This window comes from Microbacterium indicum DSM 19969, assembly GCF_000422385.1.
GTDB classification, from domain to species: Bacteria; Actinomycetota; Actinomycetes; order Actinomycetales; family Microbacteriaceae; genus Microbacterium; species Microbacterium indicum.
In genome coordinates this window covers 43,921-64,986 of sequence record NZ_AULR01000004.1, presented here as the reverse complement: position 1 = coordinate 64,986, position 21,066 = coordinate 43,921, and the positions used below count along the sequence as shown (strand labels likewise).

The window sequence follows — 21,066 nt, the reverse complement described above, 5'->3', positions numbered from 1 at the left end:
CGACGCTACCCGCGGCGACTGCCGGAATCCCGGATCCGCGGCCGGATTGGGGGGTTATCCCCGCTGTTCCCACCACGCGCGCAGGCGGGCCTCGGCCTCGTCCGCGCCGAGCGGACCCTCGTCGAGGCGCAGCTCGAGCAGGAAGCGGTACGCCGCCCCGACCTCGGGTCCCGGGGCGATGCCGAGGATCCGCTGGATCTCGTTGCCGTCGAGGTCGGGGCGGATCGCGTCGATCTCCTCCTCGGCGCGCAGCTGCGCGATCCGGGCCTCGATGTCGTCGTACGCGCCGCTCAGCCGCGCGGCCTTGCGCCGGTTGCGGGTCGTGACGTCGGCGCGCGTGAGGATGTGCAGGCGCTCGAGCTCGTCGCCCGCGTCTCGCACGTAGCGGCGCACGGCCGAGTCGGTCCACGCCCCGTCGCTGTAGCCGAAGAAGCGCAGGTGCAGCTCGATCAGGCGGGCGACCGACTCGGTCGTCGCGGTGTCGTACTTGAGCGCCTTGAGCCGCTTGCGCGCCATGCGCGAGCCCACGGTGTCGTGATGGTGGAAGGTCACGACCCCGCCGGCCTCGAGCTTGCGCGTGCGGGGCTTGCCGATGTCGTGCAGCAGCGCCGCGATCCGCAGCGCGACGTCGGGATCCTCGCCCGGGTGGCGCTCGTGCTCGAGGTCGATCGCCTGCTGCAGCACCGTCAGCGAGTGCTCGTAGACGTCCTTGTGGTGGTGGTGCTCGTCGACCTCGAGGCGCATGGCGCCGATCTCGGGCAGGAACCGGTCGGCGAGGCCCGTCTCGACCATCGCGCGGACGCCGCGCACGGGGTCGGTCTCGGAGAGGGTCCGGCTGAGCTCGGCCTGGATCCGCTCGGCGCTCACGATCTCGAGCGTCTCGGTGAGGGCCTCGATCGCGGCGCGCGTGCCGTCTTCGATCTCGAAGCCGAGCTGCGCCGAGAACCGGGCGGCGCGCAGCATGCGCAGCGGGTCGTCGCCGAAGCTGATCCGCGGGTCGATGGGCGTGCGCAGGATGCCGGCGACGAGGTCCTCGACGCCTCCCGTCGGGTCGACGAGGCGCACCTCCGGCACCGTGAGCGCCATCGCGTTGACCGTGAAGTCGCGGCGCGTGAGGTCCTCTTCGAGGGTCTCGCCGAACTCGACCGTGGGCTTGCGCGTCGCGTGGTCGTAGCTGTCGGCGCGGTAGGTCGTGACCTCGACCTGCTCGCCGAGCACCCGCGCGCCGATCGTGCCGAAGGCGCGACCGATGTCCCACTGCACCGACGAGATCGGCGTGACGATCGCGAGGATCTCGTCGGGGCGGGCGCTCGAGGTGAAGTCGAGGTCGTGGGTCGGCCGGCCCAGGATCGCGTCGCGCACGGGTCCGCCGACGATCGCCAGCTCGTGCCCCGCCTCGGCGAAGGCGCGGGCGAGCACGTCGACCACGGGGTGCTTCGCGAGGTCACCGAGGCGTGCGAGCCCGTCGGCCATGTTCAGCATGGGCTCCAGGCTACCGGCGCGCACCCCACAGCCCCCTGGCGCGCGCCCCAGCGCCGCGCCGCCGGGCCGCGCGAGGGATCCGCTCGCGCGGCCGGAAGGCGATCGCACGGCCTTCTGGCGCCCATTCGGCCGCAGGAGCGCCTATCTCCGCGTGAGGGATGGCCTTCGCGCGGGACCGCGCACCGGCGAGAATGAATCCGTGCCGAACCCGATCCCCGAGCTGTGCCGCGCCCTCGCCGACGACCTCCGGCTGGCGGGCTTCCGATCCGAGACCCTGCGCGCCGCGTGGGGCGTCGAGGCCGACGACGCGATCGGGCGCACACTCCGCACGCCCGCCCTGCGCGGGCTCGGCGACCGCGACGACGCCCTCGCGACCCTCGCTCGCCTGCTGATCTTCGGCGTCGCGCAGCCCGCGGCCGCCGTCGACGCTGCGCTCCCCGAGCTCGGGTCCGCCGGGCTCGCGGCCCTGGGTCTCGCGACCGTCGCGGGCGACGACGTCACCCCGACCGCGACCGTGCGGCCCCAGTCGTTCCACGACGACCGCGGCCCGGGGGAGTGGATCGTCGCCGCCGACATCGACGAGCTCGCGTCGGGCGGAGGGCCGCTCGACACCGACTACGTCCTCGGCGTCGGGGGCGCCTCCCTGACCCTCGCGGGGCTGCAGCTCCCGACCTCGGCGGGCCGCGTGCTCGACCTCGGCACGGGCTGCGGCGTGCAGGCGCTGCGCGCGCGCCGCTACGCCGACCAGGTCGTCGCGACCGACATCTCGGCGCGCGCCCTCGACTACGCCCGGCTCAACGCGCTGCTGAACGGGACCGACGCGATCGAGGCGCGGGACGGATCCCTGTTCGAGCCCGTCGCCGGCGAGACCTTCGACCGCATCGTGTCGAACCCGCCCTTCGTCATCACGCCGCGCGCGACGGGCGTCCCCGAGTACGAGTACCGCGACGGCGGCCTCGTCGGCGACGCGCTCGTCGAGCGGGTCGTGGCCGGCGTCGGCGAGCACCTCGAGCCGGGCGGCATCGCGCAGTTCCTCGGCAACTGGGAGACGAGGGGCGGCGAGCGCGGCCTCGACCGCGTGCGCGCGTGGGTCGAGCGGAGCCCCGTCCCGCTCGACGCCTGGGTCGTCGAGCGCGAGCACCTGAACCCGATCGAGTACGCCGAGATGTGGATCCGCGACGGCGGCACGGTGCCCGGATCCCCCGAGCACGACGCGCTCCTCACCGCCTGGCTCGACGACTTCGCGGCGCGCGGCGTGACGAGCGTCGGATTCGGATACGTGCTGCTGCGCCGCGCGGTGGGGGAGCCGACCCTCGCGCGCTACGAGAGCGTCCCGCAGCCGATCCCCTCGGAGGGCGGCCTCGGATCCCATCTCGCGGCGGCGCTCGCGGCGCACGACGCGCAGGCGCGGCTGACCGACGCGCAGCTCTCGATGCTCACGCTCCGCGCGGCGCCCGACGTGACGGAGGCGCGGCACCATACGCCGGGATCCGAGAACCCCACCGTGATCGAGCTGCGCCAGGGCGGCGGCTTCGGCCGCTCGCTGAGCGCGGATCCGGCCCTCGCGGGCTTCGTCGGCGCGTGCGGCGGCGAACTCACGGTCGGCCAGATCGTCGGAGCGCTCGCCCAGCTGCTCGAGGTCGACGAGGACGCCCTCTCGGGCGCCCTCCTGCCGGCAGCCCGCGAGCTGCTGGTCGACGGCTTCCTGACGTTCTAGAGGTCGCGGCCGAGGCCCCGCGAGGGGACGACCTCGAACTGGCGGGGCTCGACGTACCCGGCCTTCTCGAACGCCGCGGCGACCGCGACGATCGTGTCGTCGAGGCGGTCGCGCTCGACGACGGCGATCGCCGCGCCGCCGAAGCCGCCTCCCGTCATGCGGGCGCCGATCGCGCCGGCGTCGAGGGCCGTCGCGACGGCGAGGTCGAGCTCGGGGACCGAGATCTCGAAGTCGTCGCGCATCGACACGTGCGACGCGACGAGCAGGCCGCCGATCGCGCGCGGACCCTCGGAGCGCAGGGTGTCGACGGTGTCGAGCACGCGCTGGTTCTCGGTGACGATGTGGCGCACGCGGCGGAACGTCACGTCGTCGAGCGTCTCCTCGGCCCGCGCCAGGTCGTCGACCGTGAGGTCGCGCAGCATCGGCACGCCCATCATCCGCGCGCCGAGCTCGCAGGAGGCACGGCGCTCGCCGTACCCGCCCGTCGAGTGCGCGTGCGTGACGCGGGTGTCCATGACGAGGATCGCGAGGCCCTCGCGGGCGAAGCCGAGGTCGACCGACTGCGTCTCGAGCGAGCGGCAGTCGAGGAACGTCGCGTGGTCGGGGCGGCCGAGGAAGGACGACGCCTGGTCCATGATCCCCGTGGGCGCGCCGACGGCCTCGTTCTCGGCGCGGCGGCCGATCTTCGCCATGTCGATGAGCGAGAGCCCGAGGCCCCACAGGTCGTTGATCGCGCCCGCGATCGCGCCCTCGATCGCGGCGGACGACGAGAGGCCCGCGCCGATCGGGACGTCGGACGCGATCGCGATGTCGAGCCCCGTGGGGGGCGGCGCCTCGGCCGCCCACACGACGCCGAGCGGGTACGCGGCCCATTCGGGCACCGATCCGTTCGCGACGGCGGAGCCGGCCGGCCCGCCGAAGAGGCTCGCGAGGTCGGCGACCGCGACCTCGACGGGCTCGGGGTCGAAGGTCGAGGCGACCCGGATCACGCCGTCCTCGCGGCGGGCGACCGCGGCGGTCGTGCGCTGCTCGATCGCGATGGGGAAGACGAAGCCCTCGTTGTAGTCGGTGTGCTCGCCGATGAGGTTCGCGCGGCCCGGGGCCGACCAGGCGCCCTCGGGCTCGCGGCCCGTGAGCTCGCGGAACAGGGTCTCGGCTGCTTCGAGGCTCACGCGGGGACCTCGACCGTCTCGAGCGCGGCGCGCAGGCGCTCGGCCTGCACCTCGGCCGGGATCTCGGCGGTCCAGGCGCCCATGGCGGCCTCGGATCCCGCGAGGAACTTCAGCTTGTCGGCGCCGCGGCGAGGCGAGGTGAGCTGCAGGTGCAGGCGCAGGGCGTCGCGGCCCACCGAGACGGGCGCCTGGTGCCACGCCGCGATGTACGGCGTGGGGGTGTCGTAGAGCGCGTCGACGCCGCGCAGGAGGCGCAGGTAGAGCGGGGCGAGCTCGTCGCGCTCCTCGGCCGTCAGCTCGGTGAAGTCGGCCGCGTGGCGGCGGGGGACGAGGTGCACCTCGACGGGCCAGCGCGCCGCGAACGGCACGTAGGCGATCCAGTGCTCGCCCGAGAGGACGACGCGGGGGCCCTCGGCCTCGAACGCGATGATGCGCTCCCAGAGATCGGATCCCTCGGCCTCGACCTGGCGCAGCAGCGCCTGCGTGCGGGGGGTCACGTAGGGGTAGGAGTAGATCTGTCCGTGCGGGTGGTGCAGCGTGACGCCGATCGCCTCGCCGCGGTTCTCGAACGGGAAGACCTGCTCGACTCCCGGCAGGGCGCTGAGCGCCGCGGTGCGGTCGGCCCAGGCCTCGATCACGGTGCGGGCGCGCGCGACCGACTGCGTTCCGAAGGATCCCGAGCGCTCGGGGCTGAAGCAGACGACCTCGCAGCGCCCGATCGCCGTGCGCGTGCGGCCGAGGCCGGGCGCCGTCGTGTCGTCGAGCCCACGGGGCGCGTCGTCGGCCTGCGGGGCTCCGCCCGTCGCCGCGGCCAGGGCCGGGCCGAGCGAGGGGGAGCGGTTCTCGAACACCGCGACGTCGTAGACGTTCGGCACCTCGGACGGGTTCGTCTCGGTCTGCGGCGCGAGCGGGTCGAACTCGGCCGGGGGCAGCATCACGCGGTTCTGCCGGTTGGCGGCCACCGTGATCCACTCGCCCGTCAGGACGTCGCGGCGCATCGTCGCGGTGTCGGGCCGCGGGTCGAGCTCGCGCTGGTCGACGCGCCGCTCGGGCGGCAGCGACGTTCCCGCGTCGTCGAAGTAGATCAGCTCGCGTCCGTCGGCGAGATGGGTGGAGCGCTTGACGACGCCGGCGCCGAGGGCGACGGCGGCGAGTGACTCAGGTGCGGTCATCGCGGTGTTCCTCATTGAAGAAGGGAGTGCTGAACGGGTGTCCCCCTGAAGAGGGTATCGGCGACCGCGGACATCCCCCGCCACGGGCGGCTTCCGTCGCGATCTCGTGACCTCGCGCCCCGCCTCCCAGGCGCTGAGAACCGCCGTCCGTAGAATTGCGGCGGCCGGGCCCCTCCGGCCGGCACCCCTCTCATGAACCATCAGACGCGCCCCCGCACGCACCGCAACAGGCTCGGTGCGCTCTTCGGCGCGGCCGCCGCCGGCCTCGCCCTCGCGCTCGCGCCCCTCGCCCCCGCGACGGCGGCGATCCTCCCCGCGTCGGTCGCGAGCGTCGACGACCCCGCGACCCAGCCCTCCGCCGACGACCCCGTGCTGACCGTGACGCCGGCCTCGAACGGCGTGACGCAGACGACGTCGGCGACCCTGACGCTCGGCTTCGCGAACGCGACGGCGACGGCCTTCCCCGAGGGCACCGTCGAGATCTCCCGCGGCGAGGCGCTCGGGTCGGCCGACGACGTCGACGCGTGGCTCGCGGGGACCGCGGGGACCGCGGGCGAGCAGCTCGCGTCGATCGACTCCGACGAGATCGCGACGGGATCCACGACCACCGCGACGGAATCGGTCGATCTCGGAGACATTCCCGCAGGCGCATATCCGATCCTCGCGACGTATTCCGCCGACGGAACGGAGGCGGAGGCGCGCACGGTCGTCGTCGCGACGGGCGGCGACTCGCCCGAGGTCGCGCTCGTCGTGCCGATCACGGGGCCCGTCGACTCGCGCGGCCTCTACACCGCCGACACGCTCACGACGCTCACGGCGCCCGACGGCCTCCTCACGGCGCAGCTCGACGCCGTCGCCGGCACCGACGCGATCCTCGCGATCGACCCCGCGATCCCCGCCGCGATCCGCGCGCTCGGCTCGTCGGCGCCCCAGCCGGCGCGCGACTGGCTCGATCAGCTCATGCTCCTGCCGAACGACCGGTTCGCCCTGCAGTTCGCCGACGCCGACCCCGCCGTCCAGGTCGCAGCTGGCCTCGACGCTCCGCTCGCGACGGCCGGGCTCGACGCATACCTCACCGGCTATACATCGGATCCGGCCCCCGAGGCGACGCCGGCCGCCGACGAGACCGAGGCCCCCGCCGAGACGCTCCCGACCGAGGAGGAGCTGCTCGCGGTCGGCGGATCCGATCTCCCGCTGATCGCCTGGCCGAGCCCCGGCTCCGCGGGCGACGACGCCGTCACTTCACTCGCCGCCGACGGATACGCGAGCCTCGTGCCGTCGTCGAGCACCGCCGACGGCGCGGCCGCGCTCGGCGAGGACGCCCTGGCGTACGACGACGAGCTCTCGGGCCGCCTCACCGAGATCGCGCAGGAGACCGACGGACAGGCGCGCGCGTCCGAGCTCGTCGCCGCGACGGCCGCGATCTGGCTCGCATCGTCGGCCGACGACCAGCCCCTGCTCCTCGCCCTCGACCGCATGGGATCCGACGCCCTCGCCGCCGAGGAGGAGGACGGCGACGACGACGAGGCCGACGCGACGCCCGACGTCACGGCCGAGGGCCTGCGCGACGCGATCCTCTCGACGATGCGCAGCCCGGGGCTCGACGCGCAGGGCCTCGGCGCGGTCCTGGACGCGCGCTCGGGCGCCGTCTCGCTCGCGGCGCCCTCCTCCGACGACGAGGGCGTCGCCGCCGTGCAGCAGTTCGCGGCGGACGAGCCGAAGATCGCGCACACCTCGACGGCGCTCGAGCAGCCGGCGCTCCTCACGAGCCAGACCCGGGCCGAGTTCCTCCGCACCATCGCGGTGTCGTGGGCGACCAACCCCGACGGCCAGCAGACGCGCTTCGAGGCCTTCGCGCTCCTCGACGCCCAGCGGATCGACGCCATCGTGATCCAGGAGCCGCAGCCCGTGCAGCTGCTGAGCCCCGAGGCGCCGATGCCGATCTGGATCCAGAACGACCTGCCCTACACCGCGAAGGTCACGGTCATCGCAACCCCGAACGACCCGCGCCTCAGCATCGAGGAGCGCACCGAGGTCACGGCGCAGCCGAACAGCGCGACGCGCGTCTCGATCCCGATCGAGGCCCGCGTCGGCAGCGGCGACGTGACGGTGCACTACCGGCTCGAGGCGGCGACGGGCGACCAGATCGGCCCCGACCGATCCATGCAGGTCACGGTGCGCGCCGACTGGGAGCGCATCGGCATCGTCGTCATGGTCGTGCTCGTCGTGGGTCTTCTCGGCTTCGGTGCGTACCGTCAGGTGCGCCGCCGTCGCAGGGAGAAGGCGGCAGAAGCGGAGCCCTCGGAGTGAATCTCGGCAGATCCAGCGCCATGATCGCGGCGGGAACCCTCGCCTCTCGCGTCACGGGGCTGCTGCGCTCGATCGTGCTCGTGTCGGCCATCGGCGCGGGCGGGCTCGGCGCCGACGCGTTCGCGATCGCGAACCAGATGCCGAACTACATCTTCCAGGTCATCTCGACCGGCGTCCTCACGGCGGTCTTCGTGCCGCAGATCGTGAAGTGGTCGCAGGAGGAGGACGGCGGCAGGCGCCTCCTGTCGAAGCTCTTCACGCTCGCGACCGTTATCCTCCTGGCCGTCACCGTGATCGCGACCGTCATCGCGCCGCTCCTCATCGGCCTGATCTCGTCGTTCCAGACCGACGCGCAGTACGAGCTCGCGGTCGCCTTCGCGTACTGGTGCATCCCCCAGGTCTTCTTCTACGGCATGTTCGCCCTCGTCGGCGAGACCCTCAACGCACGCGGCATCTTCGCGCCCTACGCCTGGGCGCCGATCACCAACAACATCGTCTCGATCGCGGGCTTCGGCCTCTTCATGTGGCTGTTCGGCCCCGGCCGCCGCGACATCGAGGCCTACGACGGCACGATGATCGTGTTCCTCGGGCTCACGGCGACGCTCGGGATCGTGGCGCAGACGGTCGTCCTCTTCGCGTTCTGGCGCCGCACGGGCCTCCGCCTCTCGCCCGACTTCCACTGGCGCGGCATGGGCCTCGGCCAGCTGCGCCGCGTCGCGACGTGGAGCGTCGGCATGCTGCTCGTCGGCCTCGTGGTCTCGGCCGTGCAGCAGCGGGTGATCACGACCGCCTCGTCGGACGCCGTCGTCAACGCGTCGAGCAACATGTGGTTCAACGCGTGGCTCGTCTTCATGCTCCCGTACTCGCTCATCGTCATGAGCATCGGGACGCCCTACTTCACGCAGCTGTCGCACCACGCGCACGCGGGGCGGCACGACGCCGTGAAGAGCGACATGAACACCGCGATCAAGACGCTCGGCCTGCTCGTGGTCTTCGCCGCCGTGACGCTCATGGCCGCGGCCGTCCCCGCGGCACGGATCTTCTCGAGCGACCTCGCCGAGGCCGAGGCGACGGCACCCGTCCTCATCAGCTTCCTCGTCGCGCTCGTGCCCATGGCGGTGCTGTTCATCGTGCAGCGCACGTTCTACGCCTACGGCGACACCCGCACGCCGTTCTTCTTCACGCTCTTCCAGGCGGCGATCGCGATCGCGGGATCCCTCGCCACGCCGCTGATCTTCCTGCACGGCGGCCTGACCGCAGGCGTCGCTCTCGTGCAGTCGATCTCGAGCACCCTGCAGGTCCTGCTGGCGATCTTCCTGCTGCGGCGCAAGCTCGGCGGGCTGCGGATCGGCGGCGGGCTCTGGGCGATCGTCCGGTTCACGCTCGCCGCCCTCCCCGCGGGCGCGGCCGGCTTCGCGATCTACCTCTGGGCGGGCGGCGCCGACGGCTGGATGGCGCAGGGCAAGATCCTCGCGGTCCTCGCCTGCGCGCTCATCGGCACCGTGTCGCTCGCGATCTACGTCGGCGTCCTGGCGCTCTTCCGGGCGCCCGAGCTGAAGCAGATCGGATCGCTCGTCCGATCCCGCCTCGGGCGGTAGCCCGCGGAAATCGGATCGGAGGTCCTCCCGGCAGGCAGATCTCCCTTTACGCGGCGGGGAGCGGCCGGCGGATCAGGTGCGATACAGCGCGGGCATCGAGTCGAGCAGGGTCCGCGTGTACGGGTGCTGCGGCGCGGACATCACCTCGGCTCCGGTTCCCTCCTCGACGATTCGCCCACCATTCATCACCGCGACGCGATGGGCGACGTGCGTGACGACCGCCAGGTTGTGCGTGATGAACAGATAGGTCACACCCGTCTGCTCTTGGAGGTCGACGAGCAGGTTCAAGACCTGCGCCTGCACCGAGACGTCGAGCGCCGAAGTCGGCTCGTCGAGGACGACGAATTCGGGCTTCGCGATCATCGCGCGCGCGATCGCGATGCGCTGCCGCTGGCCACCGGAGAACTCGTGGGGCAGGCGCGTCGCCGACTCGGCCGGAAGGCCCACACGTTCGAGAATCCCGGCGACCCGCTCGCGCCGCTCGCTTGGGGCCATTCCGAAGCCGCCGAGCGGCTCGGCGAGCGATCGAGCGACCGTGAACCGGGGATCGAGCGAGTCGTTCGGGTCCTGGAACACCATCTGCACGCGCCGGCGATGTCGCCGCAGTGCTGCCCCGCGGAGTCCTGTGACGTCAGCACCGTCGAAGGCGATCGAACCCTCACTCGGGCGCCGCATCAGGAGGATGGCACGTGCAAGGGTGCTCTTGCCGGAACCCGACTCGCCCACGAGGCCGAGTGTCTCGCCTCGCGCCACGGACAGGTCCACGTCGTCGAGCGCGGTCACTGCACGCGCTCCGTGGCCGAATCGCTGGGTCAGGCCCGTCACTCGGAGGACGGGGTCGTCGTCGCTCATGCGATCTCCTCGTGCCAGGCGGCATGTGCCGCGAAGTCGTTGTCGGACGAGATCACCGTGAGGGGCGACCGTGCGGCGACCGACGGCCGGGGGATGCTGTCGAGGAGCGCACGCGTGTATGGGTGGTGCGGGGTCCCGAGCACGGACGACACCGACCCCGACTCCACGATGCGCCCGCGATACATCACCGCGACGCGATCGCACAGTTGAGCGATCACGCCCAGGTCGTGGCTGATGAACAACACACCCATCCTCGTCTCATTGCGCAGGGAGCGGATGAGGTCCAGGATCTGCGCCTGCACCGTGACGTCAAGCGCGGTCGTCGGCTCGTCGGCCACAAGCAGGGCGGGACGCGCCACCATCGCGATCGCGATGACGACGCGTTGCCGCTGACCGCCGGAGAGCTGATGAGGGTAGTAGCCCACGCGGCGCTCGGGATCCGGCATGCGGACCGCGTGAAGGATCTCGAGCACGCGGGCCGCGGCCTCCCTGCGGCTCGCGAGACCGTGGATCCGTAGCACTTCGGCAATCTGAGCGCCGATCCGCATGGACGGGTTGAGTGCCGTCATGGGCTCTTGGAACACCATCGAGGCACGGGTCCCCCGCAGCCGGGACCATCCACACTCGTCAATGTCCCGAGTGTCGATCCCCGCGATCTCCCGCCGGGAGGCTTCAACATGAGCGCTATCAGGCAGGAGCCCGAGCGCCGCCAAGGCGACGGTCGACTTGCCGCTCCCGGACTCGCCGATCACGCCGACGATCTCACCGTGGCGGACCGTGAGGTCGATGCCGGCAACGGCGGGCTCACCATCGCCGTAAGCGATGGTGAGCCCTTCCAGCGCAAGCGCTTCAAGACGATCATCTGTCACTCTGCGAGCCAGCTCTCGGTCAGTCGGTAGCGGGAACCATACGGGTCGCTGTCGTAACCCTGCAGCGCGTTCGCGTCCCAGACCTCGAAGTTCGACGGCACGCTCATCGGCACGAGGACGAGCACCTGCTCGGCGACCTCGTCGTTCAGCTCCGCGGTCAGCTCGGCCTTCTCATCCTCATCGATCGCCGCCTTCGCCTCGGCGAGCAGCTCTGTGGCCCGCTCGGCGTCAGCGTTGCCCGACCAGTGGTTCATCGCCCCGGCCTCGGAGAGGAACGGGTCGAAGTAGAAGGTCGGGTCCGCGCGGTAGCTCCACGGCAGCGACACGAGGTCAGTGAACGTCTCGCCCGCTGTGAAGATGGGCGCGAGTTCGGCGGTCGGAGTCGCTTTGAGCTCCAGCGTGATGCCAGCCTCGGCCAGCTGCTGCTGCATCAGCTCGTAGATCGGGTGCTGGCTTGCCAGCGCGTCGGAGAAGTACGACAGCGTGATCGTCGGATCGGGCTGGCCGGCCTCGGAGAGGAGCTCCTTTGCAGCCTCGACATCACGGGTGTAGTACGGCGTCTCGTCCGTGACCTCAGGCGCGGCCGGATCCCCCGCGGGGATCGCGGTCGACACCTCTCCATACCCGAACATCGCGGTGTCGATGAGCGCTTGCCTGTCCAGCGCGAGGGAGACCGCCTGGCGGACGCGGACGTCCGAGAGCGGACCCGACTCAGGGTTGATGAAGATGGGGAGGCTCTGCGTGTAGGAAGGGTTGCCGAGTGTCAGCCCGCCCTGAACCGCCTGATCAGCGAGCGTCCCGTCGCCCAGGTAGGCCGCCTGGACGGTGCCCTGTTGAAGCGCGGAGAGACGGGTCGACTCATCCGGGATCACCGAAAGCACGATCTCGTCAACGTACGGACCGGCGTCGCCCGTGTAGTACTCGTTCCGCGTCAGGGTGAGGCTGACGCCGTCCTCCCAGTCGGTCACCTGGAACGGCCCCGTGCCGTAGGTCTGCACTGAGCGCTCGTCCTCGCTCGCGGCGCCGTACCCCTCGCGTCCGACGATCATGAAGGTCTCGCGATGGGACACCGCGTTCAGGAACGTGCCGTCGGGGCTCGAGAAGTGAAAGGTGACCTCGTCGTCGCCGGTCGCTTCGACGCTCTCGAGATTCGCGAGGTACGCCTTCTTCGAGGTCGTGGCCTGCTGGTAGGTCTCGAACGTGTACACGACGTCGTCGGCCGTGAAGTCGGATCCGTCAGCGAACTTCACGTCGTCGCGCAGGGTGAACACGAACGTCGTGTCATCTGGCTGGTCGTACGAGAGCGCGAGGCCGGGCTCGATCTCGCCGTCGTCGTTCTTGGTGAGGAGCGTTTCGTAGCCCTGATCCATGATCGTCTGGGCAGCGAGCGCCGTCGCGATCATCGGGTCGACGCCGCCGGCCGTCGGCTGCGCGCCGATCGCCCAGGTCAGTGTTCCGCCGTCGACGGGTTCGGATGTCGCGGCGGTCTCGGCGGTCTCGGCCCCCGGGCTGCATGCGGCGAGCGCGATGACTAGTCCGACGGCGAGTGCCGCGGCGGTCGTGCGTGCGAATGGTCTCATGATGTTGCCTCCTGGCGTGAGGGTGCGGTGGTGCGGGGAGATGGTGCGGAGGGAACGGATCGGGGGCGCCTGCGCGATTGCGGCAGGTGCGTCTCGCGACGGGGTTGCAGGAACTCCTGCACGCCGTCGGCCAGCAGGTTCCAGCCGGCGGAGAGCAGGACGATGAGCAGTGCAGGGAAGAGGATCACGAGCGGCTGCAGCTGCATGAAGCGCGTGAACTCGCTGATCATCCGGCCCGCAGAGGGCTCCGGCGCCTGAACACCTTGGCCGAGGTAGCTCAACGCCGCTTCGAGCAGCACGACCGCCGAAGCGACGGAGGCGAACTGGACGAGCAGGGGCGTCAGGGCGTTCGGGAGCAGGTGCCGAAGGACGATTTGAGGCGCGCGGGCCCCGCTGAGCTGCGCCGCGAGTACGAAATCGCGTTCGCGCAGCGCTACGACGGGGGCGCGCATCACCCGCGCGAAGGAGGGAGCGAAGACGATCCCCAGCGCGATCACGAGAGGCACCGCCCCCGTGCCGATGATGACGCCGACGACGAGTGCCACGAGGATCGCGGGGATCGCCAGCGCAGCGTCGACCAGCCGCATCAGTACCGTGTCGACCCAGCCGCCCGTGTACCCGGCGATCAGGCCGACGGCGGTCCCGAGCAGCGCGGCGAGAAGTGCGGCGACTCCCGAGATCACGAGGCTCGACCGCCCCGCGAGCGCGAGCCTCGTGAGCGAATCACGCCCGACATTGTCCGTCCCGAGCGGGTGCGCGGCGCTTGGCCCCTCGAGGTTCCCCCCGACGGTCGCAAGCGGATCATAAGGCGGCCAGAACGTCATGACGCCTGCCAGCAGCAGCACTCCGGCGAGGATGCCGAATCCTGCCCAGAAGGCGGGCCCGGGGCGACGCCGATTGGAACGCGCGCGGTTCGCCGGACGCGTGGTGAATCCTCGTGTGACGCTCATCGGCTGTGCACCCTCACTCTCGGGTCGATCAGGGGATAGAGGAGGTCGACGACGAGGTTGATCGCGACGTAGACCGTCCCGAGGACGAGGACCGCGGCCTGGATGACGGGGTAATCCGTCGCGCGGATGCCGTTGATCAAGAGGCTTCCCATGCCGGGCAGCGCGAAGACCGCCTCCGTGACGACGGTCCCGCCGACGAGCCCGGCCAGCTCGATCCCGACGATCGTCGTGACAGGGATGAGCGCGTTGCGCAGGGCGTGGCGGGCGACGAGTCGAGACGGCGACGCTCCCTTCGCGCGAGCTGTGCGCACGAAGTCCTGGCCGATCGTGTCGAGAAGCGACCCCCGGGTGAACCGCGCGACGAGAGCGGCGAGGGCGAGGCCGAGCAGCAGCGACGGCAACAGCAGGGTCCCCGTGCGCGAGGCGAACCCTTCGGCGGATCCTCCCGCGGAGATGAGTGGGAGACGCAACGAGAGCGAGTTGACGAGGATGAGTACCGTCGCGATGACGAACGGCGGTGTCGCAAGGAACACGAAGGACGATCCGCGCACCAGCACGTCGCCGAAGCGGTTCACGCGCACGGCCGCGAGGACGCCGGCCGGCACGCCGATCACGACGCCCCAGGCCGTCGCCATCGCAGCGAGCTGGAGACTCAGCGGCAGGCGCGTCGCGAGCAGCGTCGAGATATCGTTCGGCATCGTGATCGCCTGGCCGAAATCGCCGCGGAGGACGCCCCCAATCCACACGAAGTACTGCGTGTACCACGGCCGATCGAGCCCGAGCTCGTGCCGCAGGAGCGCGAGCGCCTCGGGATCCGGGTTCGCGGGGTCGGCGAACGCGGCGACAGGGTCGCCGGGGATGAGGCGCACCATCGAGAAGACGAGCAGCGAGAGGACGAGGAGGACGAACAGAGAGGACAGGAGTCGGGAGATCAGGTAGCGGATCATGCGGAGGCCTCCGTCGGGTGTGCGTCGACGAGATTTCTCGGCTTCCCGCCGCTCTGGATGAGCGCGAGCTGGTCGGCGACGAGCCTGTGCAGCAGGCCGAGCATCGCGGGTGTGTTGCCTCCGACGTGCGGGGTGATGAGAGTCTGCGGCAACCGCCACAGCTCGTGTTCCGGGGGCAGCGGCTCCGGGTCGGTGACGTCGAGGGCGGCGCGCAGACGGCCGCTGCGCAGCTCGGCGATCAGCGCGCTCGTATCGACGACCGGGCCGCGTCCGACATTGACCACGGTCGCGCCGTCGGGCAACCGGGACAGCAGGTCGACGCCGATGAGGCCACGTGTCTCGTCTGTCAGCGGCAAGGCGCAGATGAGGGCCGTCGCGTCCGACACGGCGTCCTGGAGGGCGTCGAGGCCGAGCACGTCGACGGGACGATCGCCAGACGCATCGACGCGCGCGGTGCGGGCGACCGGCGTGACCCGGGCGTCGAAAGGCGCAAGCCGTCGCAGGATCTCCCGGCCGACGCCTCCATATCCCAGCACCACGACATGACGGCCAAGCAGACCGGGCATCCGGCTGTTCGCCCACTTCGGCGCGGCATCGACGAAATCGGGGATCCCTCGTACCGAGGCGAGGAGCAGGGTGAGTGCCAGTTCCGCTGTCTGGCCTTCCATGACCCCCGCCGCGTTGGCGAGTACGCACCCGGGCGGCAAGAGTTCCGGCACGCCCTCGTAGCCGATCGAGGGCAGCTGCACGAGGCGCGTGCGCGGAGCCCGGGTGAGCGCAGCGGCGATGTCGGCGAGCCCGACATAGCCGGGGTTCGGTGTCAGGCTGCTCGTGTGGAATGGCGTGACGATGACATCGATCTCGCCAGCGTCGGCGCCCATCGGGTCCCCCACGAGGTCCCAGGTCGCGAACCGAACAGCGGCTTCGGCCGGCAGGAATCGCGCGACGAGGGCGGGATCGAGCAGCGAGGGCAGCGAGGCGATCACGGGCGGCTCTCCTCGTACTCGCCGTCGACGACCGTGCCGACGACATCGATCGCCGCGATCCCCTCGACAGGCGTCTCGAGCGGGTTCCGCTCGAGAATCGTCAGGTCGGCGAGATAGCCCGGGCGGAGCCGGCCGAGGCGGTCGTCCATGTTCGCGGCCCAGGCGGCGTGGGTCGTGATCGTCTCGAGCGCCTCGAGCACCGTGAGCCGCTCTTCGGCGCCGATGACGGTTCCGCGCGAGCTGCGGCGCTCCGCAAACGACTGCACGATCCGCAACGGCGTTCCCGCCAGAGGGCGGTCGGTGCTGCCGATCACGCGCACACCGGCGTCGACGAGCGAACGCCCGCGATAGAGACCCGCCTCACGGTACGAGCCGAGCTGAGCGACGAAGTCGTCACCCTGGTCGTACAGGAAGCAGGGCTGGCTCGCGATCGTGATGCCCAGCTCCGCGAGCGCCTCGATCTGGTCGTCGCGGATGTAGCCGCCGTGCTCAAGGCGGTGGCGACGCCGGTGGCCGGCAGCCTGCGCGGCGCCCTCGCGGAACGCCGCGATGGCTGTGTCGATCGCCTCATCTCCGATGGCGTGGACAGCGAGCTGCCATCCGGCCCGATGTGCGTCGACGATCTGCTCTGACAGGAGCGCCGGGTCGTCGCGGAACACGCCCCGTTCATCGGTTCCCGCATAGGGCTCGGTGAGACGCGCAGTGCGCACCATCATCCCGCCGTCGAGCACGAACTTGAGCGCCCCGACACGCAGCATGTCCGATCCGAATCCGGTGCGCAGTCCGAGGTCGAGTGCTCGCTCGAATCCGTCGACACGGGAGGCCGCTCTGGGACGGAGGGCGTCCCAGCTGGGCATGACCTGTATGCGGACGGGGAGCGATCGCGACTCCCGGAGCCGCAGGAAGGTGTCGAGGTCGAGCGGGTTGAGGCTGCCGATCGATCCGCCCGCGCCCGCGTCGATGCAGAAGGTGACTCCGTCCCGGCGCGCCGCCTCGGCGGCGACGCGAACGGTCTCCCCAGCGTCATCCAGCCGATAGGGCAGACGCTGGTCGTAGACGAGCGCCTGCCGATCCTCTTTCAGGAGCCCGACGGCGACGTCGGGGTGGCACCGCGCAGCGGGGTCCGGGAGCGCGTCGAGGACCGCGGTCGAGACGACCGACGAATGGCTGGAGATGTGACGGGCCCACGCGCGCCTTCCCCCAGCGGCCCGGTCGAGCTCCTCCGCCGTGAGGTCCCGGCCGAGAACCCTCTGGTCGTATCCGCTGATCTCGATCCACTCGTCGACCCCGCGGGCCGCCGCGACGGACCCGATGAGCGCGAGCGCCTCAGCGGGCGTGCGGGCCCCAGAGATGTCGATGGCGCGCATCCCCTGGCCGGTGAGCTGCAGATGCGTGTGCGCATCGATGAAGCCCGGCAGGACGGTCGCCCCGCCCACGTCGATTCGCTCGGCCACGGCGATCCCGTCGATGTCGTCATCGAGGCCGGCGATCCGGCCGCGCCACAGCCCGATCCGGGTCGCGGTGGGTCGCGACGCATCGAGAGTGACGACACGCGCGTTCTCGATCACGGTGTCCAGCAGCATCAGTGTCCTGCCCTTCGCGGAGCCGAGCCGTCCTCGGCGTCCCGCATCGCCCGCGCGATGTCGCGATGCTCCTCCTGCGGCGAGCGCTCCAGGTGCGCGATCGTCGACGCTCGGTCCTCCGGCGTGCGGTTCTGGCCGATCTTCTGCTTCGCCTGCGCCTCGTCGACGAGGATTCGGAACCCGATGACCGCAGGGAGGAGCTCGTCGATGCGGCCCTGGGCTCGCGCGTCGAGGGCCCAGGGCCCGCCGTCCGCCGGCTGCTTGCGGCGCTCGTGAAAGTCGATGAGGTCAACGAGGTGCGACCGGAGCTCCGCGCGGTCGCGCATCGGCTCAGCGGGGCCGCTCACGTGCGCGACAGAGAAGTTGTAGGTGGATAGGCCGGGGGTGTCGCCGTACCAGCCGCCGCTGACGTAGGCGCGGGGTCCATGGAAGACGCACAGCACTCGCTGGCCCGTCGTGATCGCCGCCGCGAGGGGGTCGACGCGCGGGATGTGCCCGATCAGCACCATGCGGTCGTCATCCCTCTCCTCGAAGAGGAGGGGGAGATGAGCCGCACGTAGCGGCGCCTCGACGACGAGCGTCGCGAGCGTCTCCGCCGTCGCGAGAACGCGGAGCGCGGATCTGGCGTCCGCAGAGAAGAGAGGGTTGACCCACATATAGATGTCCTAGTACAGTTACAAACTGTGTTATTTGACCACTTGGCAGGTTTAGTTTCCTCAGGCCAAATCGCCGATGCAATTTCACGAGCGGTTCGTAACGGCGAGTTAACCCAGGGCGCGCAACTCCCCTCGATCCGCAATCTCGCCGAAACGATCGGCGTGAGCCCGGGCACTGTGGCGCTCGCCTACCGATCGCTCCGCGAACGCGGCGTCGTGACCACCGCGCACGGCCGCCGAGCACGGATCGCCGACCGGCCCGCCTTGCCCCGCCCCCTACGCGTCCCGTTGCCACCTGGAGTGCAGGATCTCTCGACCTCCTCGCCCGCGCCGGACCTCCTCCCGGACATCGCAGCCCACTTGACGCCGAATCTGTACGAGCCGCTCCTCTACGACGGCCCGCCCGTGGAACCCCACCTCGCCGAGATCATGCGTGACCAGTTCGCGACCGACGGGATCGACGGAGTGCTCACCGCCGTGAACGGCGCCCTCGACGGCATGGAGCGAATCCTCTCGACCTGGCTTCGACCCGGCGACGCTGTGCTGGTCGAGGACCCGCAATGGGTGTCGTCGCTCGCGCTCTTCAGCGTGCTGGGCCTCGACATCGTGCCGGTCGCGGTCGACGACGAGGGGATGATCCCCGCGCGCCTGCGCGAGGCTCTCGCCTCGCGGCGCTGCTCAGCCCTCGTGCTGACGCCTCGCGCGCAGAACCCGTCAGGCGCGGCGCTGAGCGCCGAGCGCGCCGAGATCCTACGCGGCGAAATCGCCGCCTACCCCGACCTGCTCGTGATCGAAGACGACCATGCCGGTCTCATCGCCGGCGCGCCGGCGCGGACCGTGACGACTGGCCGCCGAGCGTGGGCCGTGATCCGCTCGATGAGTAAGGCCCTCGGGCCCGACCTCCGCGTCGCGATCATGGCGAGCGATGCCGACACGGCCGATCGCGTACAGGGGCGCCTGCTGATCGGGCCGGGGTGGGTGAGCCACTTCTCGCAGCGGCTCGTCTCCGCCGTCCTCGCTGATCCGGAGGCGCGGAGCGCCGTGGGGCACGCCGAGCGCACGTACACCCTCCGACGTGAAGCGCTCATCGACGCACTCGCAACGCGCGGGATCGCCTCACGCGGCCGCTCGGGCCTGAACGTGCTCGTTCCCGCGCCCGAGGAAGCGCCCCTCGCTGCGTTCCTTCTCTCGCGCGGTTGGGCGGTGCGGTCCGGCGAGGCCTTCCGCCTGGGCTCTCGCCCGTTCCTCCGCGTGTCTATCGCCACGCTCGACAGCGAGCGAGCGCCCGAGTTGGCCGACGCGTTCGCCGAGGCGATGCGGCCCGGCGACCGCCGCGCCATTTGACCCCTGTCGAAAGGATCCCCATGAAGGCATACGTGTTCCAAGCTCCCCACCGGGTCGTGCTCCGCGACCGCCCCGACCCGCGCATCGTCGCCCCGGGCGATGCGGTCGTGCGCGTCACCGCGACGTGCGTCTGCGGGTCCGACCTCTGGTACTACCGAGGCGAGAGCCCACGGGAGCACGGACAGGGGATGGGCCATGAATTCGTTGGGGTCGTGACTGCCGTCGGTGCCGAAGTGCGCGGCCTGCGCCCCGGGGACGCAGTGCTCGCGCCGTTCCGGTGGAGCGACGGGTCATGCGCACACTGTCGCTTCGGTCTGAGCTCCGCATGCGTCTCGGGAGGGATCTGGGGGGAGCCGGGCGCGGACGGGGCTCACGGCGAGGCTGTGCGCGTTCCCTTCGCCGACGCCACGCTCGTGCGCCTCCCCGGCGAGCCCGTCGGCCGAGAGGCCCTTCCGATCCTGGCGGCCGCCGACGTGCTCGCGACGGGGCATCACGCAGCCGTGAGTGCGGGAGTGCGCGCCGGCTCCTCTGTCGCGGTCATCGGCGACGGGGCGGTCGGGCTGTGCGGCGTGCTCGCCGCACGACGACTCGGTGCGGAGCGCATCGTGGTGTTCAGCAGGCACCCACAGCGGCAGACGATCGCACGAGTCTTCGGTGCCGACGAGACACGGCCCGAGCGCGGAGACGCGGTCATCGAGCTGACAGCGGAGCTGACCGACGGCGTGGGGTTCGATTCCGTCCTGGAATGCGTCGGCACGGGAGAGTCGATGACGACAGCCATCGAGGCTGTGCGACCGGGTGGCGGCGTCGGGTTCGTCGGCGTTCCGCACGGGTCCGAGATCCCCGCGGCCCGCCTGTACGGGAAGAACATCCGCCTGTCGGGCGGCCTGGCCCCGGTGCGCTCCTACCTCGACGAGCTCGTGCCCGACGTCCTCGACGGATCACTCGACGCGTCGCCGGTCTTCGACCTGGAGGTGGGGTTCGCCGACCTCGCGGACGGCTACCTGGCGATGCACGAGCGCCGGGCGATCAAGGCCTTCGCGCTGCTCTGACGATCCGTCATCCGTGGTGGGCATCGATCCGCCCCGAAGACACCAGATCGGGCGTCGTCTCCGCCGGAGGGCTTCCCTACAGCCGCCGCGGCGCGATCGAGGTCTCGACGGCCCGGCCGTCCTCCGCGACCACGCGGTACGCGGATCCGTCCGACTCGGCGACGAACTGGGTGGGCTCGGTGCCGCGGTAGACGATGCCGACCCCCTCGTCGACGGCGTAGCCGCCCGGGATCGCGCCGTCGGCGATCGCCGCGTGGAAGGCGGGGCGACGGCCCGGCTGCGAGTCGTAGTGCACCGCGATCGAGGTCGGCACGAAGCCCAGCGCGTCGTCGACGACGTTGATCGTGTCCCCGCCGAACGACGATGTGGGCCCGCCGGCGTGCCAGCAGATCGCGCCGGCCGAGACGCCCGCGAGCACGACGCCCCGCTCCCACGCGCGGCGCAGCACCTGGTCGAGCCCGTGCGCCCGCCACACGGCGAGGAGGTTCACGACGCTGCCGCCGTTGACCCACACGACGTCGACATCGGCGAGCGCCTCGTCGAGGTCGGGGAAGTTGCGCCCGAAGAGCCGGATGTGGAACGCGTCGACCCCGGCCCGCGCCGCCGCGGCGAGCTCGTCCGACTCGGACGGGCGGGGATCCCCCTGCGCCGTTCCGATGATCGCGACCCGTGCGCGGCGGCCCTCGACCCCGGCCAGCTCGACCGCGTACCGCTGCAGCGGGCTGAAGTCGATGCCGTGCCAGGTCGAGGGGGTCCAGCCGCCGCAGGTGGCCAGGATGGTGCGTTCCGCCATGGG

The 21,066-nt window shown here is 71.3% G+C and carries 17 protein-coding genes; 5 read left to right on the top strand and 12 right to left on the bottom strand.

The genetic code is table 11. The features are described from left to right. Positions 1–54: 54 nt before the first annotated feature. Positions 55–1,482 carry a CCA tRNA nucleotidyltransferase gene (locus H576_RS0106540; protein WP_029150280.1) on the bottom strand — a complete coding sequence of 476 codons (1,428 nt, stop codon included), beginning with the start codon at positions 1,480–1,482 and terminating at the stop codon, positions 55–57. Positions 1,483–1,681: 199 nt separating this feature from the next. Between H576_RS0106540 and H576_RS0106535 the strand changes: the two genes are divergently transcribed. Continuing rightward, positions 1,682–3,199, top strand: coding sequence for a N5-glutamine methyltransferase family protein (locus H576_RS0106535; protein WP_051172295.1), 1,518 nt, complete (start codon positions 1,682–1,684; stop codon positions 3,197–3,199). Here the strand turns inward: H576_RS0106535 and galK are convergent. Both galK and galT read right to left on the bottom strand, forming a co-directional pair. After that, on the bottom strand, positions 3,196–4,371 hold the full coding sequence (gene galK / locus H576_RS0106530; protein WP_029150278.1) for a galactokinase: 1,176 nt from the start codon (positions 4,369–4,371) through the stop codon (positions 3,196–3,198). The genes H576_RS0106535 and galK overlap by 4 nt on opposite strands. Then, positions 4,368–5,543, bottom strand: coding sequence for a galactose-1-phosphate uridylyltransferase (gene galT, locus H576_RS0106525; protein ID WP_029150277.1), 1,176 nt, complete (start codon positions 5,541–5,543; stop codon positions 4,368–4,370). Before galT ends, galK begins: the two co-directional genes overlap by 4 nt. Before the next feature lie 192 nt (positions 5,544–5,735). On the opposite strand from galT, the gene H576_RS0106520 reads away from it, so the two are divergent. Next, positions 5,736–7,853, top strand: a complete 2,118-nt coding sequence (locus H576_RS0106520; protein WP_029150276.1) for a DUF6049 family protein — start codon at positions 5,736–5,738, stop codon at positions 7,851–7,853. After that, positions 7,850–9,451: a murein biosynthesis integral membrane protein MurJ gene (murJ, locus tag H576_RS0106515; RefSeq protein WP_029150275.1), complete on the top strand. Its 1,602-nt coding sequence runs from the start codon at positions 7,850–7,852 to the stop codon at positions 9,449–9,451. The genes H576_RS0106520 and murJ overlap by 4 nt, the downstream gene beginning before the upstream one ends. Positions 9,452–9,523: 72 nt before the next feature. Here the strand turns inward: murJ and H576_RS17270 are convergent, their stop codons facing one another. Genes H576_RS17270 through H576_RS0106475 form a run of 8 tightly spaced genes read right to left on the bottom strand, consistent with a single transcriptional unit; the run spans position 9,524 to position 17,874 of the window. Continuing rightward, on the bottom strand, positions 9,524–10,303 hold the full coding sequence (locus H576_RS17270) for an ATP-binding cassette domain-containing protein (protein WP_029150274.1): 780 nt from the start codon (positions 10,301–10,303) through the stop codon (positions 9,524–9,526). Next, positions 10,300–11,172, bottom strand: a complete 873-nt coding sequence (locus H576_RS16625; protein WP_051172291.1) for an ABC transporter ATP-binding protein — start codon at positions 11,170–11,172, stop codon at positions 10,300–10,302. The genes H576_RS17270 and H576_RS16625 overlap by 4 nt, the downstream gene beginning before the upstream one ends. Continuing rightward, positions 11,169–12,752 (bottom strand): ABC transporter substrate-binding protein, encoded by a 1,584-nt coding sequence (locus H576_RS0106500; protein ID WP_029150273.1) that lies wholly within the window; start codon positions 12,750–12,752, stop codon positions 11,169–11,171. The genes H576_RS16625 and H576_RS0106500 overlap by 4 nt, the downstream gene beginning before the upstream one ends. After that, positions 12,749–13,702 (bottom strand): ABC transporter permease, encoded by a 954-nt coding sequence (locus H576_RS14615; RefSeq protein WP_084502509.1) that lies wholly within the window; start codon positions 13,700–13,702, stop codon positions 12,749–12,751. The genes H576_RS0106500 and H576_RS14615 overlap by 4 nt, the downstream gene beginning before the upstream one ends. After that, positions 13,699–14,649: an ABC transporter permease gene (locus tag H576_RS0106490; protein ID WP_029150272.1), complete on the bottom strand. Its 951-nt coding sequence runs from the start codon at positions 14,647–14,649 to the stop codon at positions 13,699–13,701. The genes H576_RS14615 and H576_RS0106490 overlap by 4 nt, the downstream gene beginning before the upstream one ends. Beyond that, complete coding sequence (locus H576_RS14610) at positions 14,646–15,635, bottom strand: NAD(P)-dependent oxidoreductase (protein ID WP_051172288.1); 990 nt, start codon at positions 15,633–15,635, stop codon at positions 14,646–14,648. The genes H576_RS0106490 and H576_RS14610 overlap by 4 nt, the downstream gene beginning before the upstream one ends. Next, the gene (locus H576_RS0106480; RefSeq protein ID WP_051172286.1) at positions 15,632–17,218 is read right to left on the bottom strand and encodes an amidohydrolase; all 1,587 of its coding nucleotides are present in this window, start codon (positions 17,216–17,218) and stop codon (positions 15,632–15,634) included. Before H576_RS0106480 ends, H576_RS14610 begins: the two co-directional genes overlap by 4 nt. Continuing rightward, a complete protein-coding gene (locus tag H576_RS0106475) occupies positions 17,218–17,874 on the bottom strand; it encodes an FMN-binding negative transcriptional regulator (RefSeq protein WP_029150270.1) in 657 nt (218 codons plus the stop codon). Before H576_RS0106475 ends, H576_RS0106480 begins: the two co-directional genes overlap by 1 nt. A gap of 27 nt (positions 17,875–17,901) precedes the next feature. Here H576_RS0106475 and H576_RS0106470 point away from each other — a divergent pair, with 27 nt between their 5' ends. Continuing rightward, positions 17,902–19,218 carry an aminotransferase class I/II-fold pyridoxal phosphate-dependent enzyme gene (locus H576_RS0106470; protein ID WP_084502506.1) on the top strand — a complete coding sequence of 439 codons (1,317 nt, stop codon included), beginning with the start codon at positions 17,902–17,904 and terminating at the stop codon, positions 19,216–19,218. A gap of 20 nt (positions 19,219–19,238) precedes the next feature. Beyond that, on the top strand, positions 19,239–20,270 hold the full coding sequence (locus H576_RS0106465) for a zinc-binding dehydrogenase (RefSeq protein WP_029150268.1): 1,032 nt from the start codon (positions 19,239–19,241) through the stop codon (positions 20,268–20,270). Positions 20,271–20,346: 76 nt separating this feature from the next. On the opposite strand, the gene H576_RS0106460 is transcribed toward H576_RS0106465, so the two are convergent. Beyond that, positions 20,347–21,063, bottom strand: coding sequence for a Type 1 glutamine amidotransferase-like domain-containing protein (locus H576_RS0106460; RefSeq protein WP_029150267.1), 717 nt, complete (start codon positions 21,061–21,063; stop codon positions 20,347–20,349). Positions 21,064–21,066: the final 3 nt, after the last annotated feature.

Coding starts and splice junctions, on each gene's coding strand:
- H576_RS0106480 (WP_051172286.1), bottom strand. CDS start 17,218: ATGCTGCTGGACACCGTGATCGAGAACGCGCGTGTCGTCACTCTCGAT.
- H576_RS0106500 (WP_029150273.1), bottom strand. CDS start 12,752: ATGAGACCATTCGCACGCACGACCGCCGCGGCACTCGCCGTCGGACTA.
- H576_RS0106540 (WP_029150280.1), bottom strand. CDS start 1,482: ATGCTGAACATGGCCGACGGGCTCGCACGCCTCGGTGACCTCGCGAAG.
- galT (WP_029150277.1), bottom strand. CDS start 5,543: ATGACCGCACCTGAGTCACTCGCCGCCGTCGCCCTCGGCGCCGGCGTC.
- H576_RS0106490 (WP_029150272.1), bottom strand. CDS start 14,649: ATGATCCGCTACCTGATCTCCCGACTCCTGTCCTCTCTGTTCGTCCTC.
- H576_RS0106475 (WP_029150270.1), bottom strand. CDS start 17,874: ATGTGGGTCAACCCTCTCTTCTCTGCGGACGCCAGATCCGCGCTCCGC.
- H576_RS0106460 (WP_029150267.1), bottom strand. CDS start 21,063: ATGGCGGAACGCACCATCCTGGCCACCTGCGGCGGCTGGACCCCCTCG.
- H576_RS17270 (WP_029150274.1), bottom strand. CDS start 10,303: ATGAGCGACGACGACCCCGTCCTCCGAGTGACGGGCCTGACCCAGCGA.
- H576_RS14615 (WP_084502509.1), bottom strand. CDS start 13,702: ATGAGCGTCACACGAGGATTCACCACGCGTCCGGCGAACCGCGCGCGT.
- H576_RS0106520 (WP_029150276.1), top strand. CDS start 5,736: ATGAACCATCAGACGCGCCCCCGCACGCACCGCAACAGGCTCGGTGCG.
- H576_RS0106465 (WP_029150268.1), top strand. CDS start 19,239: ATGAAGGCATACGTGTTCCAAGCTCCCCACCGGGTCGTGCTCCGCGAC.